Source organism: Leisingera sp. M523, assembly GCF_025141335.1.
GTDB lineage: Bacteria > Pseudomonadota > Alphaproteobacteria > Rhodobacterales > Rhodobacteraceae > Leisingera.
This window is the reverse complement of record NZ_CP081036.1, coordinates 134,162-148,201: the sequence shown is the minus strand read 5'-3', so window position 1 is coordinate 148,201 and position 14,040 is coordinate 134,162. Positions and strand designations below refer to the sequence as shown.

Genomic DNA, 14,040 nt, shown 5'->3' with positions numbered 1-14,040 from the left:
TGAGACGGGATTTACCCGATTTTGGCCGCAATGGCCAGAAAGGCAAAAGGCAGACGGGCATGATGTATTCTTCGCTGCAGGATTTCCTGAAAGAGGGCAAGGCGTTGCTGGTCAAAGGGCCGGTTGCGCTGGTCTTTGTCGAGGATGAGGTGGAGATCGCCACCACCCTGCGCCACCACCTGCAAAGCGGTTTCAAGGCCGTTGTGGCGCTGATGCCGGATGCCTTTGACCTGCCGCAGGATGTGCGCGCCAAGGTGCACCGGGTGCCGTTTGACTGCGCCCTCGAAGGCGCGCTGACAGAGGCCGTCAATGCGGTGATCGCTGCGGCGCAACCCGGTTGCTGGCTTTATTACTGCTACAATGCGGAATATCTGTTCTACCCGTTCTGCGAGACCCGCAGCGTTGGTGAAATGCTGACCTTCCATACCGAAGAGCGGCGGGATGCAGTGCTTAGCTATGTGATCGACCTTTATGCCGGCGATCTGGAGGCCTGCCCCGGCGCTGTCTCGCTGGAGGCAGCCTATCTCGACAAATCCGGTTACTATGCCCAGTCGCGCAAGGACCCCGAAACCGGTCACCCGCGCGAACGGCAGCTGGATTTCTTTGGCGGGGTGCGCTGGCGGTTCGAAGAGCATATCCCGGAGAAGAGCCGTAAAATCGACCGGATTTCACTGTTCAGGGCCAAACCGGGACTGGTGCTGCAGCAGGATCACACTTTCAACGACCAGGAATACAATACCTATGCCTGCCCCTGGCATCACAACTTGACCGCTGCGGTCTGTTCTTTCCGCACCGCCAAGGCGCTGAAGCGAAACCCCGGCTCTACCTTCGACATTGAAACCTTCCGGTGGCACAACTCCGCGCCGTTTGAATGGCATTCGCGTCAACTATTGGATTTGGGGCTGATGGAGCCGGGGCAGTGGTTCTGAACCCAGCCGACGGCGGCTGAGGAAATACATGACCGGCGGGCCGCATTTGGGGATGCCCGCCCCTACCCTGCCGTCTCAGCCTGGACCGCTTGGCGCACTGTCTCCAGCGTGCCGCGCAGCTCTGCCATCGGCAGGCCGCCAAACGCCAATCTCAGGGCCTGCGGAGCTGCGGCAGCTGTTGCAAAAGCGTCCGCGCCGGACACCGAGATGCCCTGATCTTTCAAACGTGTCACGATGGGTTGCGCACGTGCGCCTTTTTCAAGCGGCAGCCAGGCAAAGCCCGCGTTGCGATGCGAAATGACCGAAGTCTCGCCAAAGACCTCCCGGCACAGCGATTGGCGCGCGGCGCCATCCTGCCTGCGGGTTTCCTCGGATTTTTTCAGTGTCCCGTCTTCGATCCATCCCGTGACCAATGCAGAAATTAGCGCGGGCGTGTTCCAGGTCGTCGCGCGGATCGCTTCCAGCAAAGCCGCGGTGCGGTCTGCAGGCGGGATCACATATCCCAGCCGCAAACCGGTGGCGAGGCTTTTGGAAAAACCGCCGATATGCACCGTCCGGCCGGGTGCCAGCGACAGGAAAGCGGGCGGCGGATCCGGTTCCAAAAACGCATAGGCCGCGTCCTCGATGATAAGAAGGCTGTGCTGCTGTGCCACGTCAAGCAAACGCAGACGTGTGGTTTCATCCATGACGGTTCCCAGCGGGCTTTGGACCGTCGGCATCAGATAGACAGCAGTTATGTCCCGCATGCGGCATTGCCGGTCCAGATCATCCGGGTTCATGACACCGTTCTGTGTCCCGACCGGGGCAAGTTCCAGACCGTTCAATGCGGCGGCAGATTTGAAGCCTGGATATGTAAGCGCATCAGCAGCGATCACATCGCCGGGCTGAAACAGCCCCAAACAAGTGATCGCCAGCCCGTGCTGGCTGCCTGAGGTGACCAGCAAGTGCTCGGGGTCAATCCGGCCCAAAGACCGTCCGAGGCTTTCGGCGATGATCCGGCGTTCGTGCATGCGGCCGCCGTGAGGCTGATAGCGCAGCATCGCATCCAGATCGCCGGCCGCCGCAAGCCGCCGCAAGCCAGCCCGCAAAATGTCTGCGTCCGCGGGTCCGCCTGGCATATTGAAAACCAGATCCGTGATCCCCTCAGCCGCTGTTTGATGCACCCCCAGTGTCATGGGCAGGCCAGGATCACGGACAAAGGTGCCGCGCCCGGCCTCGCCGCGGACAAGCCCCCTGCGCTCCAGTTCCTTATAAACCCGCGTTGCGGTTGCCAGCGCGACGCCGGATTTCTCCGCAAAGGCCCGGTGCGGCGGCAGTCTGGAGCCCGGTGCGAGTTTGCCCTCGCGGATTGCGTTGGCGAGCATGTCGGCCAGGCGGATGTATCTGGATTTGCTCATATGCCCACCGTCATTAGTACAATAGAAAAATTGTCATATGCCGGACCGTCATGGCATTGCGGAGGCAAGTCAACCTGCGAGGTCCGCCCGATGCTCCGATTTCTGTCAGCTGCTTTGCTTGCCGCAATACTGTTTACTGTGACATTTGCCGTGAATCTTCAGGCGCCGCTGTATGATGCCTATGCCGCCCAGAACGAGGCCGGCGCCACCGCAGTTACAATTGCCTTCGCCGCTTATGCCGGCGGGCTGATGCCGACGCTGCTGCTACTTGGCGGGCTGTCGGACCGGACCGGGCGGCGTATCCCTCTTGCTCTGGCTCTGGTCCTTGGCGCGATCGCAACGGCACTGCTGGTCCAATTCCCGAGCTGGCCCAGCCTTGTCACGGCGCGGATATTGCTGGGTATAGGAACCGGGCTGGCGACCACTGCGGGCACGGCGTATATGGCCGAAATCCTGGGCGTCACCCGGACCCGCAACGCGGCCTTGATTGTGACATCGGCAACATCGCTTGGTTTCGGCGGCGGCGCTTTGGCAACCGGGCTTAGCCTTGGCGTGCAAGGGCCGACATTCCTGCCATACAGCTACGCCGCACTTCTTGCAGCCGCGCCGGTTCTGGCCGCCGCCGCATTGGCCCTGCCCAAGGCGGACAGTCCGAAACCCGTCACACCGCTGCGGCTGCCGGTCTTTCCGTCCGGCACCTGGGTGTTCGGTGCGGCAATGGCGCTGGCCTGGTCGACAACCGGCATGACCATTGCCGTGGTGCCATTGCAATTGGCCGCCAATGGGCTTGGCGGCTGGACCGGGCTTGTCATCTTTCTAGCGATCTTCGCAGGGTTTCTCTGCCAGCCCGTCGCCCGGCGCATGTCCAACGCCCGGGCACTGGCACTCGGGTTTGTGCTGATCCCGCTGGGCTTTCTCGTGCTCCTGGCCGGTGTCTGGCTGACATCACTGGTGCTGGTCCTTGCCGGAACCTGCATCACCAGCGCGGCAAGCTATGGCTTTACCTATCTTGCCTCCCTGGCGGAGGTGTCACTGCGCGCACCCGACGACAGGGCGCGGGCAACAGCGGGCCTGTTTGTCTATGCCTACTGCGGGTTTTCGCTGCCGGTCATTGCCAGCGGCGCGCTGGCCGACACCTTTGGGCTGCTGGCTGCAATGGCCCTTTTTGCTGCCGCGCAGGTATCCGCTACGGGGGTCGTCGTCCTGTTCTGGAGGAAAAGCTTGCATTCTGCCCGGTCAGGAACGGAACGGAGCTTGGGGATCATTTGATCCGGGCGGATTTCCGCAAGCACAGATCAAGAGCCGGGAAACATTTCCGTCCACAACCGCAGCACCGCATCTGCCGCGTCGGCACGCAGGGTCAAAAGCAGCTGTTTGCCGCAGACCGAAACCACGATGATGCATCTCTGAGGTGAGACCGGCAGCAGCAGGCATTCCGGCTTGGGCGCAGGCATTCTGGCCGCGGACGGACAGGCACCTTTGGCCGCGAGGACGGTGCGGACTGCGTCCAACTGGCAAAGCTGCTCCTCCGGCCCGCCGCTGCCGTCCAGATTCCCACCCCGCCCGCATGACATCCAAGCCTCTGCCTGAGGGGTAGCACGAGCGTGGAACCGGTCCAGCGGGCTGCTGTTCCCGGCTGCGCCCATGGCGTCGCTCAGCATCTTGGCGGTACAGCTGCCCGCGCCTTCGGTTGCCTTGCAGGGGCGGCGTTTGATTGCGAAGCCTGCGCCATTGGCAGCGGCGTCCAGAGTGCGCAGCCGCGCGGCAAAGATCCGGGCGGCTGCATCCGGATCCTCTGCCCCGTCCGCAGGATCTGCGGAGCGGCACAGGGTCAGCCCCGTCAGCCTGCGTTGCGCAATGGTGAGCACAGCGGCAGGCTGCAGACGGACACAAATGGTCAGTTCCCGGGGCAATACGGTTTCGCTGATTTCGCGCAGCACAGCAACGGCGAGCGGTTCCTGCCCGGCAGCAGCCTGCTGCACGCGTGCACGGATTGCGGCTGGTGTTTCAGCCAGCCGGTTCAACGCCTGCTGCAGCGCGCCACCTGCCCCGGCCGGCTGCGGCAAGAGATGAGCAGCCGCGTCTGCCATCATGCCCCCCCGGCCATTGCTGCCAGCAGGCTCCGCGCCGGGGCAGCAAGCCGCCCGGCGCTTGCCGCATCTGAGCAGACACACAGCACCGCGTCACCCGATCCATCTGCGGCGCGGATGAAAACACGTGCTTCGCCCGGGGTCAGAATCAGGACATCATCGGCTGCCGCTGCGGATTGCGGATCTCCGGCTGCCTCAGCGGCATCAAGCAGCAAGAACCCCAGCCGGGCCTGCTGGCAGAGGCCGTCAAGATATTCCTGCGGATGGCTGGCGGCACTGCTGCTGCGCAGAACAATGCTGGCGCCGAGATCACCAAAGGCGGCCAAACGGCAGCCCTTGGCGGTCTGACGCAGCGCATCAAGCTGCAGGGAAAGCGTCACAGGATACCCCCGTTCCCGGCAAGGGCCGCTGTGCATTCTGCTGCGGGACGTTTGGATATCATGCGTTACTCACCAGTTGGATGGGTTTCGGGCCGGGACCGGGCAGGCCGCTTGCTGCGCTTGACCGGGGTGACCCGGCGCGGTGTCACACGGCCGCCGGCATCCGCGCAGGCAGGGCTTTCTTGCAATTGCGGCTGTTCACCGCTCTCGCGCCTGCCGCCAAAGTCCAGCACATCAGCCCCTAAAGGCTGCTCCGTTTGCGGATTTGGTGCAGAAACCGCAGGATTGGATTGTGCAGGCGCAACGCGGTTTGGCTGTGCCCAAGTCACAAGCATATCCACCAGGTATTCAATGAAACTGTCAGCGCCGCTGGTCTTCCAAACTTCCATGTCCTCGCCCGCGGCCAGTGCCTGACTTAGCGACAGCGGAAAGATTGCGCCGAAGGCTTCGCCGGTTTCCTTCCTGACACGCCGGACCACACGGTCCTGATCACGGCTGTTCCGCAGCTTGTCGAAATGCGTGATCAGCAATGTACTCGGGCCTTCAAAGCGGTGTGAAATCTCCTCCCACACGGCGGCTTCGGACTGACGCCAGGCCTGGGTGGCATGGGTGCACCAGATCACACCGTCAACTTCGGGCAGCAGGTTTTGCCAGACACTGGACGGCATGTTGGGGTCCGAAATGCCCGGCATATCAATGAGATCGCACAGCTCCAGCGCCTCTGCCGGGAGGGTCAGGCGGATCAGCGCCGTGGTGTCCATCGGCACATTGGCAAGGTCCTCGGGCAGCAGCGGTGTTTTGCTGCCGTCGGTGGCGGTGATGCTGGCCGCCTCAGGCCCGTGCGATATCCAGACCGGCGGCAACCGGGTGGCGGTCACGCGGGTCGGCAGCGGCTGGCGCCCCACAAGCAGGTTGGTCAGGGTGCTTTTACCGGCGCTGAACTCGCCCATCAGTGCCAGGCGTGGCTTGCGCTGTGGTACAGCAGCCGGGAAGACGGGAGTGTGCATGGCGGATTCCTGTGTCATTCGGTGAAGCTCCTGAGCGTTTGCAAGGCGTCGTTGGCCTGTGTCCGGCGGCTGTCATCGGCAATCAGCCCCTGAATATCATCGCCGCAGCGGCTGTGATCCGCGATTTCCATCAGGATGTCGCGCTGGTCGTCGAAAAAGCCCTGCAGCCGGGCAAGGACGGCGGCGCCGGCATCTGCTGTCTGTACGAATTTAAGCTGGGTCATGAAATCTTCGGTCTCGCCCGCGATCAGACTGCGGAACCGTTTGGCAAAAGCCTGATAACCGCGGGTGCGGCGCCACCAGGCGGCCCACCAGCTGTCATTGAAATCCAGTGCGATGGTCTGCCCCAGCGCAATCGGAGACCTGGCCGGGGGCACCTCGGGAATTGACAGCTGAATACCCTCGACCGCTGCGCCGAAACCATCATAGAGCAGCTCCGCGACGTCCTGCACCGCGGCCTTGTACCGGACCTGGGCGACAGCCTGCAGGCGGCTGGTCATCACCGAATAGGCCGAGCGCAACAGCATCCGCAGCCCGGCGGGATCATATTCCCAGTGGCAGTCTTCGCCCCATTTCTCCAAGTGTTCGATCAGCGCGTGGGTGGCCCGGTCTGTAAAGGTGGTATGGGCCCGCTCAGCACGGTCGCGGAAGGCGTCGAGGATCTGCGCGGTCTCGGCCTCCAGTGCGTCCAGATGGGATTTGCAGATGGTCTCAAACGCGGCGCGGGTGTCGTGGAGACCGGCCTGCGCGCCGCCTTCGCCCTGCACTCTGACCGCATCTGCCGCCTGCTGGCCGGTGGCGGCGGTCACGGCAGAGCCGGCAACGCGGGCCAGCAGCGGCGTGCCGAGGTCGGTCACGATCCGCTCAGCCACCACCCGGTTCAGCGCAGGCAGCCCGGACAGCTCCCAAACCATGTTCTGGGCCGACAGATCCGCATGGGAACTGTTGACCGAGGCTTCGGCCCAATTGAGCAGCGCGGCGGAACTTGCCTTGTCCATGTCCTCCAGCCCGCCGGTCAGCACCTTGTTGGCCCAATAGGCACTGCCAAAGAGGACTGTTGCGTCCTCGGGCCCGTGATGACTGTCCAGTGTCTGGCGGATGCTGGCCTCGATCTCGGGGATCTGGGCGGCGGGGGCGGCGAGTTCGTCGATGCGGTTGACGAAAATCACCACCTCACGCGATTTGAGGTTGGAGAGCATCCGGATCAGCCCCATGTCAACCGAGGTCAGCGCCTGACCGGCAGACAGCACCACCACGCAAAGGCGGCTGTCGCGGATTGCCTGGATGGTGATCTGCTCGCGCATCATGAAGGTGTCGTTAACGCCGGGCGTGTCGCGCAGGCACAGGCGGTGGGGCACGCTTTGGCAGTTCAGGTACAGATCGGCCGCGCGGGTGATATCGGCAAAGCGGCCCTGTTCGCCGGCGCCACCCTCCTCCTCGTCAAAGTCATCGCCCAGGCAAATGTAGCGTTCGATCAGGTTCTTGTCGAAATAGCCGTATTCGTGTTTCTGCCCCATCAGCAGTTCGAATTTTCGGCCCAACCGCTGGCGCGAGCGTTCCCGCATCTCTTCGATCTGGCTACGGATTTTTTGCAGTTCGCTGCTGGCGCCGGCACGGCCCGCCATTTCACCGATGCGCCCGCCCTTGGTCAGCAGCCGGTCCCATTCCGCCTCGGTCATGAACTGGAAACAGGCCTTGTTCTCAACCCGGGCATCTCCCGGTGTCAGGTGCAAGGAGGTGACAACCGAGGTCCAGGGGTTCACATCCGACGGCAGCAGGTCAGCCCAGCCCGCCATCGCATTGACCAGGGATGTCTTGCCCGACTTCACCTGTCCCAGCAGCGTGACACTGGGTTCAAAACTGCTGAGTTCCGACTGCAGCCGCGACAGGCTGCGCTGGACGCGCATCCCCGAAACTGCGGACAAGGCGGACAGCGCTGCATCAAGCCGCTGCGCCTTGCGGGCAAAGTCCAAGAGCGGTTCCAGCCCCGCATTCAGATTGGTCGGACGCGCGGAGGCGTGGATGTCGGTGGCACTCTCGATCTGAGCTTCCATGTTCATGGCTGAACCTTGCTGTGTCTTGCTTTGGCGTGTGTGTCTGCCCTGCCGGGCCGCGAGGCGGCGACGGCAAGGGAATTGCGGTTGGTCATCACCCCGGGACGTCTTCGGTCAGCTCCTTTTTCAGCTGTATCAGCAGCGTCACCGCATCGATGGCCGCGTCTTCGTCCTGCTCCAGTTGGCAGAGCATCAGCATTTCCTCCCCGTCCTGGGCTGCTTCGCGGGCGGCCTCCACTGCTGTGCTGCCTGACATCGCTTCCAAGGTCTGCGACAAGCCGCGGATCATCTCCATGCATTGCGCCAGCACCGGACCGGCCTGGGGGCCGCCTGCGGCTTCGGCCTCTGCCAGCATTTCCTCGACCCGGGTTTGCATCTGGTCCAATGCGCTGCTGAGGCCGGCAGCAGCGGTCAGCGGCGGGGCCGCAGCGGGAGTTGCGGACTGCAGGCGGGCAGGGCCAGCTGTTTCACCGCCAAACTGGCGGATCAGCAATTCGGCCTGATCCACATCCGAGGCACGGCCCGTTTCAACCTGCCGCATCACGCCGTCCGCCAATTGCTTGCCGCCGCTGGAGCGCCAAAGATCATGTGCCGGTGCGGGTTCTGCCTGGGCCGTCAGCCCCTGGATCGCGGCGACAGGATAGACGCCCAGAAACTCCTCAGCGGCAACCGGTTCCACCGTCTTGATCAACCCATCCAAAGTTCCCCGCATGATCTGCCGGTCGGCCATGGTCAGCACCAGGAAGCTGTGATCCTTGGTACTGTCAGGAACTTCGGCCCACAGGCCCTGCTCCGTGTCCGGAAACGCCTGGCTGCACCACAGGATAATATCCGCCGCGCCAGAGGCCTGCTGCAGCAGGTTCTGCTGGCGGGCCTGCGGGCCTGCAAGCGGCAGTTCCGTATAACTGTGCGTGCGCAGCCGCAAATCTGGCAGAAACTGGCGGGTCCTCAGCGTGCCCGCCGGCATGTCAAGATCTGCCAGAACACCCGCCTGTTGCAGGCGCTCGCCCTTGGCGGTTTCAAAAACCGCGCATTCCTGATCGCCGTGGCAAATGTCAATGACGACGCTGCCCGCGTTGCGGCCAATGACCACCCGCCCCAGCAGCATATCAATCAGCGCCGACTTGCCGGAACCAATGCCGCCGGTGACAATGATCTGCACCGGCTGGCGCAACCGGCGCAGCAGCTGGCTGCCCCAGCCTGAAAACTCTGCCGGCAGCTGCCCTGTACTGAGCGTGTGCTCCAGCCGGCCTGCCAGCGGGCTGATATCTGTCTGAAGAAGGCTCAAGCCGATGCATCCGTTTTGTTGCGGCGGGCGGCGGGTGCTGAATCCCACGTCGCCGAAGCCAGGAGGGTGATCACCCGGCGGCCGCTGCGCTGACGCGGCGGCGCGGGCGGCTGTTCAGCCGGCGGCGGGTCCAGAGCCGGCGCGTCCATCGGCAGCGCTGATGGCTGTGCCTGGGCAGGAAGAGCGGCCTGCGGGTCAATGGGTTTGATCACGCAGAACGCGGCATTGTCCTGTTCGGGGGCATTCAGCACCTCCAGCTGCCGCATCAGCGCTGCGCCGATACGGGCACTGGAACTGCCGCATTCTGCAGCGAGGACGGCGGCGATCTCTTCCTCCTCCAGGAATTGCAGCCCGTCGCTGGCCGCCAGAACGATATCGCCGTGCTGCAGCCTGACGGGTGTGCTGCGGCAGTCGATGCGGGGGATTTCCGCCCCGGTCAGCACCGAAGTCACGCAATGCCGGTCCGGATGGCTGGCGGCCTCAGCCGGGTCCATGCGGCCCTGGGCGGCCAGCCTGTCGATCTCCGCTGCCATCGAGTGATCGGCGTTGAGCCGGATCAGCGCGCCGTCGCGGAACAGGTAGAGCGGCGAGTCACCGACCGAGATCCAGTAAAGCCGGTCGCTGAACAGCACCGGAGCCAGCAGCGTCGCGCCCATTCCGCGGGCCTGAGGCTGATGGCTGGCGTATTCGCCAAGGCAGGCATTGGCGCCGCTGGCAGCCTGCTGCAGAACCGCACCGATCGACTGTTCCAGCGCACCCGGGTCGTCTGTGCGCAGCTTCAGCTCGCTGAATACTTCTGTGACCACAATCTTACTGGCGACATCTCCGGCGGCATGGCCGCCCATGCCATCGGCCAGCACCGCAAAACCGGTGCCGGTGCCTGCCAGGAAATCAGCGGCAAGCGCGTCCTCCTGGCGCTCGCGGCGGCCCTTGCTGATGGCCGTCGCGGCATCATATTCGAACTCAGCGGTGCACAGCATGGTCGGCATCGCTGGGTTGCGGCTGGTCCCAGCCGAAAGCGGCGCCGCAAAGCGGCACGAAGCGCAGGGTGGTCTCGCCAATGCGGATCACATCGCCTGCCGACAGGGTTTCGGTGCTGAGCACAGGGCGGTTGTTGCGGCGCACCAGGTTCGCCTTGCCGCCATGACCGACATAGAAAGCCTTTTGTTCCGGGTCATAGGCGATGGCAGCGTGGTTGTCGCGCGAGATGCTGTTGTCACCGAAGTCCAGCCTAACGGTCTGGTCGGCGCCGCGGCCGATCACAGTGACGCCGCTGAACAAAGTAAAAGCAGCACCGCGGCCCGGCCCCTGCACAATAGCAAGCCAGCCGACGGGGAAACGGGTGTAACCGGGCGCAGTGTCTTTCTGGCTGCGGGCAAAGGGATCGCTGTCTTCGGCTTGAGCGGCGCTGAAACCCAGCAGGCGGGTCTTGACCCGTCCCGCCCGGCTGGCGCCGCGCCCCATTGACGGTGCCGGCACATCAATTGACGCGTCTGCCGGGCTGTCCATGGAAACCACGGGTTGCGAAGCTGCGGGCGCCGGTTGCGGGGCGGAAACAGCAGCCGCCTGCGGAGCAGGAGCAGCCGGCTGGGTGGGGCCGGCCAGGATACCGGCAGGCTGTGCTTCGACGGCGTGCGGGCTGGTTTCTTGCTGTTGCTGAGGCTGATTTGCTGAGGCAAAGGCTGCAGAAAGAGTCTCCTCAGCATCTGGCGCGCTGCCTTGCTCCTGCACGCCGGCCTGGGTTCGTTTGAAGACCCTGTAGGAATCGCTGCTTTCGGCTGCTGGTTCAGCCAGTTCCGGGCTGCGGAAACTATCCTCCATGCCAACGCGCGCAGGCGCTTCGGCGCCAGGTGCGAAGGGATCATCTGATGCGGCGCCTGCGAGGCTGGCAAGGGTTCCGGCATCCCTAGGGTCAGCAGCGGCCGCTGGCACTGCCGCGGTTTCTTGCTCGCGGGCGAAAAAGGCCGCGATGGCCGGGTCCTGCGGCTGCCCTTCAGCAAAGCCAGGCAAGCCTTCGCCTTCTGCCAGCGCGTCTTCAGGCCCTGCGTCATAAGTCCAGCCGTCATCCGCCTGCTTGCCGGCCAGCGGAGCAGCAGTCTCTGCCTGGGATTCCGCCTGAGCTGTTTCCGGCACCGCATCCAGCAGGAAACCGCGGTCGAGGCTGAGAGGCGGACGGGCAGCCCCGGTATTGGCGACGTCAGGAGCAACCGCACCCTGCACAGGCGCCTGAGCCGGGTCTGCTTCTGGCCCCGCATGACCGTCCAGGCGGACCCTCTCCCGCTTTTCGCCGATGATATCCTTGATGAATTTCATACTCATTCCCTTCAGTTCTTAACCGTTTCCGGGTTGCTGCGCTGGCGCCCGAAGATCTTACGCAGCCGGCCCGCGAAACCGGGCTTTTCCCGGCGCAGTTCCAGAACCGGATCTGCCGGGAGGTCCGCGGCAGATCCGGCGGCGGGCAGCCGTTCCACGGCGGGTGCGTTTTTCTTCCGCCGGGGGATTGCGTCCTGTTCCTTCAGCCAGGCTTCCACGTCGCTGACCGGCTCACCGAAGATATTCACCAGCTGGCGAAGCGGCTTGGAGGGTTTGCTGGCAGGCTGGGTCAGCTTTTGCCTGACCGAACGCGGTTGCCCAGGTGTCAGGCCGCCATTGGCCGTCGCGACCAGCTCGGCGATGACAGCATCCAGGTTGGCATTGTCTTCAGGCGCTGGCGCAACCGTGCCGGGCAGTTGAGCGTCTGTTTCCGCAGCGTTCTGTGTTTCGCAATCGTTTTCGGCCAGCGCGCCCGCCCAGTCACGCGCCGATTGGAACCGTTCAGCCGGAAGTACGGACATCGCCATATCCACGGTTGCCAGCACCGCGGCATCCGCAGTCCACGGTCTGCCCAGCAGCGGATTGCACGGGTCCGGGTCACCTGCCATCACTGCGCTCAGCCGCTGCTGGCTGCTTGCGGGCACGTCGCCGGTAATCAGGTAGTACAGCGTGGCGCCCAGCGCATAGAGATCACAGGCCGGACGCTGAGGCAGCTCGGGCTTGTACAGCTCGTGCGCGGAGTATCCATCCTTGACCGCCAGCAGCACCGGCAGCGCGGTATCGTCATTGGGAAGACTGCCGCAGGCGGCCCCGAAATCGATCAGCGTGAGGCTTCCATCCTTGCCAAGGATGAAGTTGTCCGGCGAGATGTCGCGGTGCAAAATACCTTGCCCGTGCAGGCAGTCGAGCGCTTCCAGCGCCTGGCCGAGAATGTGCCGCAGAAGCGGCCCGGTCAGCCGTTCAGGCTGGTCCTCACGCACAGTCAGCAAGTCCAGACCGTCGACGAATTCCATCGCGATATAGGCGGTTTGATTTTCCTTGAACACCTGATGCACGCCGACGATGCCGGAATGCCGGGCGCGGGCCAGCAGTTGCGCCTCGCGCAGAAAATTGCGCAAGACATTACGGCAGGATTTGGCGTGCTCTTCCGTGTTGGGTTCGACGTCCGTGCCACTGCGGCGGCAAATGCCTGCCGGAAAGCACTCTTTGATGACAACGCGGCGTTCCAGACTGTCGCGGGCCAGATAGGTGATCCCAAAGCCACCGCTGAGCAGCGGCTGCTCGATCTGGTACTGACCTTGCAGCAGCTTGAAGCCGCAGGGCAGTTCACAGGCGAGAGCCGGGTCAGCAGAAGATGTGTCGTGAGGCACAGCGTCAATTCCTTGTGGCAGCCTGGGCTTTAGCCGGAGCGGGGCGGATGAACCCCAACGCTGAAAGCAGAATGCGGAAAGATCGCGGCGCCATTCAGGCAATCAAGGCGGTTGCGTCCAATTTCCGCCGCAATTGACGCGGGACGCTTGGAAAGACTGAGTTAACGGGCCCATAACTACTTGCGTCGAAGTTAGTTAAACTGCGTGTGTAGGTGATGATTGCCCGTAACCCTGGCCAGGACAGCGGTGGATTTGGCTGTAAACGCAGCGGCAAGGTGATTTGCGGGAAGGATTCCAATGCCCCGTTCCAACCAAAGGCCCGGCAGCATTTTCGCTTGCCGCAGCCTTGGCCGCCAGCCTGCCAGCCAGCGGCCAAGGCCGCATCCCTTCGACTGACAGAGGCAGCTTTGGGACTTGGTGTTTTCCAGGTGATGCAAGATTCTTGCGGACAGCAAACATGTGCTTAGGAACAGATCCGGGCCTAAAAACAGGTCTGCAGACACGTTTTTGGAACCTTTGAACATCTTTCGGATGCGGCAGCAGCTAAGCTTGTCCCAGCGGTTTTCAAGATAGGGCCAGCAGACGGGCATCCTTGTTTTCTAAGGCAGAACCGCAACCTGGCCCAGCGCCAGTTCAGCCACGCTGTGCAAAGCATCCGCTGTGGCACCATCGCGGGCTTGCGCCGCAAGCCCCTGAATCAGAACTGCAATGTACTTCGCCAACAGATCCGGATCACTTGCTGAGGGCATGTCGCCGTCTTCGATACCACGCCGGATCCGGGCGGCGACCATTGCCTCGCTGGCCTGCCTGTATCCGGCGAGCAATTTCTGCGCACCGGTGCTGGCGGTGCCGCAATTGGTTGCGGCGCTGACCAGCAAGCAGCCTTTGGGTCTCTCCTTGCCGGAAAACGCCTCAATGGCCTCAAACACATAACGGTGCAGGGCTTTGGCAGCCGTTGCTTCCTCGTCCAGTGCGCGGGGGGCATAGGCCGCAATGTTCTGCGCGTAATGGCTGGCACAACGTTCAAACAACGCCTGTTTGTTGCCAAAGGCCGCGTAGATGCTTGGGGGGTTCACCCCCATGGCCGCGCTGAGATCAGCCATGGATGCGGCTTCATATCCGCGCTCCCAAAACAGAAGCATCGCCTGTTCAATCACATGGCCGGTGTCAAAAGCTCTTTGCCGCCCCAAGGTCGCCTCCGAATTACTTATC

The 14,040-nt window shown here is 63.4% G+C and carries 12 protein-coding genes; 2 read left to right on the top strand and 10 right to left on the bottom strand.

Annotated features, from left to right (window positions below; genetic code table 11):
* Window positions 1–59: 59 nt before the first annotated feature.
* A complete protein-coding gene (locus tag K3557_RS00695) occupies window positions 60–929 on the top strand; it encodes a glycosyltransferase family 2 protein (RefSeq protein ID WP_259987706.1) in 870 nt (289 codons plus the stop codon).
* Window positions 930–991: 62 nt separating this feature from the next.
* On the opposite strand, the gene K3557_RS00690 is transcribed toward K3557_RS00695, so the two are convergent.
* Entirely contained in the window at window positions 992–2,326 is a 1,335-nt protein-coding gene (locus K3557_RS00690) for a PLP-dependent aminotransferase family protein (protein ID WP_259996897.1), read from the bottom strand.
* 90 nt (window positions 2,327–2,416) lie between these two features.
* Here K3557_RS00690 and K3557_RS00685 point away from each other — a divergent pair, with 90 nt between their 5' ends.
* Window positions 2,417–3,595: an MFS transporter gene (locus K3557_RS00685; RefSeq protein WP_259996895.1), complete on the top strand. Its 1,179-nt coding sequence runs from the start codon at window positions 2,417–2,419 to the stop codon at window positions 3,593–3,595.
* Window positions 3,596–3,621: 26 nt separating this feature from the next.
* On the opposite strand, the gene K3557_RS00680 is transcribed toward K3557_RS00685, so the two are convergent.
* The 9 genes from K3557_RS00680 to K3557_RS00640 all read right to left on the bottom strand — a co-directional run bounded on the left by K3557_RS00680 (window position 3,622) and on the right by K3557_RS00640 (window position 14,018).
* Window positions 3,622–4,419 (bottom strand): hypothetical protein, encoded by a 798-nt coding sequence (locus K3557_RS00680; RefSeq protein ID WP_259996885.1) that lies wholly within the window; start codon window positions 4,417–4,419, stop codon window positions 3,622–3,624.
* Window positions 4,416–4,796: a hypothetical protein gene (locus K3557_RS00675; protein ID WP_259996883.1), complete on the bottom strand. Its 381-nt coding sequence runs from the start codon at window positions 4,794–4,796 to the stop codon at window positions 4,416–4,418. The genes K3557_RS00680 and K3557_RS00675 overlap by 4 nt, the downstream gene beginning before the upstream one ends.
* Window positions 4,797–4,861: 65 nt before the next feature.
* Window positions 4,862–5,821 carry a dynamin family protein gene (locus K3557_RS00670; protein ID WP_259996882.1) on the bottom strand — a complete coding sequence of 320 codons (960 nt, stop codon included), beginning with the start codon at window positions 5,819–5,821 and terminating at the stop codon, window positions 4,862–4,864.
* Window positions 5,818–7,863 (bottom strand): dynamin family protein, encoded by a 2,046-nt coding sequence (locus K3557_RS00665; protein ID WP_259996872.1) that lies wholly within the window; start codon window positions 7,861–7,863, stop codon window positions 5,818–5,820. The genes K3557_RS00670 and K3557_RS00665 overlap by 4 nt, the downstream gene beginning before the upstream one ends.
* A gap of 88 nt (window positions 7,864–7,951) precedes the next feature.
* Window positions 7,952–9,145, bottom strand: coding sequence for a hypothetical protein (locus K3557_RS00660; RefSeq protein ID WP_259996862.1), 1,194 nt, complete (start codon window positions 9,143–9,145; stop codon window positions 7,952–7,954).
* Window positions 9,142–10,134, bottom strand: a complete 993-nt coding sequence (locus K3557_RS00655) for a PP2C family serine/threonine-protein phosphatase (protein WP_259996859.1) — start codon at window positions 10,132–10,134, stop codon at window positions 9,142–9,144. Before K3557_RS00655 ends, K3557_RS00660 begins: the two co-directional genes overlap by 4 nt.
* Window positions 10,109–11,458, bottom strand: coding sequence for an FHA domain-containing protein (locus K3557_RS00650; RefSeq protein ID WP_259996857.1), 1,350 nt, complete (start codon window positions 11,456–11,458; stop codon window positions 10,109–10,111). Before K3557_RS00650 ends, K3557_RS00655 begins: the two co-directional genes overlap by 26 nt.
* 11 nt (window positions 11,459–11,469) lie before the next feature.
* Window positions 11,470–12,828 carry a serine/threonine-protein kinase gene (locus K3557_RS00645; protein WP_259996854.1) on the bottom strand — a complete coding sequence of 453 codons (1,359 nt, stop codon included), beginning with the start codon at window positions 12,826–12,828 and terminating at the stop codon, window positions 11,470–11,472.
* Between the two features lie 599 nt (window positions 12,829–13,427).
* Window positions 13,428–14,018, bottom strand: coding sequence for a TetR/AcrR family transcriptional regulator (locus K3557_RS00640; RefSeq protein ID WP_259996852.1), 591 nt, complete (start codon window positions 14,016–14,018; stop codon window positions 13,428–13,430).
* Window positions 14,019–14,040: the final 22 nt, after the last annotated feature.

Bases quoted from the DNA above. Each gene is read 5' to 3' on its own strand.
- K3557_RS00655 (WP_259996859.1), bottom strand. From the start codon at position 10,134: ATGCCGACCATGCTGTGCACCGCTGAGTTCGAATATGATGCCGCGACG.
- K3557_RS00690 (WP_259996897.1), bottom strand. From the start codon at position 2,326: ATGAGCAAATCCAGATACATCCGCCTGGCCGACATGCTCGCCAACGCA.
- K3557_RS00680 (WP_259996885.1), bottom strand. From the start codon at position 4,419: ATGATGGCAGACGCGGCTGCTCATCTCTTGCCGCAGCCGGCCGGGGCA.
- K3557_RS00695 (WP_259987706.1), top strand. From the start codon at position 60: ATGATGTATTCTTCGCTGCAGGATTTCCTGAAAGAGGGCAAGGCGTTG.
- K3557_RS00650 (WP_259996857.1), bottom strand. From the start codon at position 11,458: ATGAAATTCATCAAGGATATCATCGGCGAAAAGCGGGAGAGGGTCCGC.
- K3557_RS00665 (WP_259996872.1), bottom strand. From the start codon at position 7,863: ATGAACATGGAAGCTCAGATCGAGAGTGCCACCGACATCCACGCCTCC.
- K3557_RS00670 (WP_259996882.1), bottom strand. From the start codon at position 5,821: ATGACACAGGAATCCGCCATGCACACTCCCGTCTTCCCGGCTGCTGTA.
- K3557_RS00685 (WP_259996895.1), top strand. From the start codon at position 2,417: ATGCTCCGATTTCTGTCAGCTGCTTTGCTTGCCGCAATACTGTTTACT.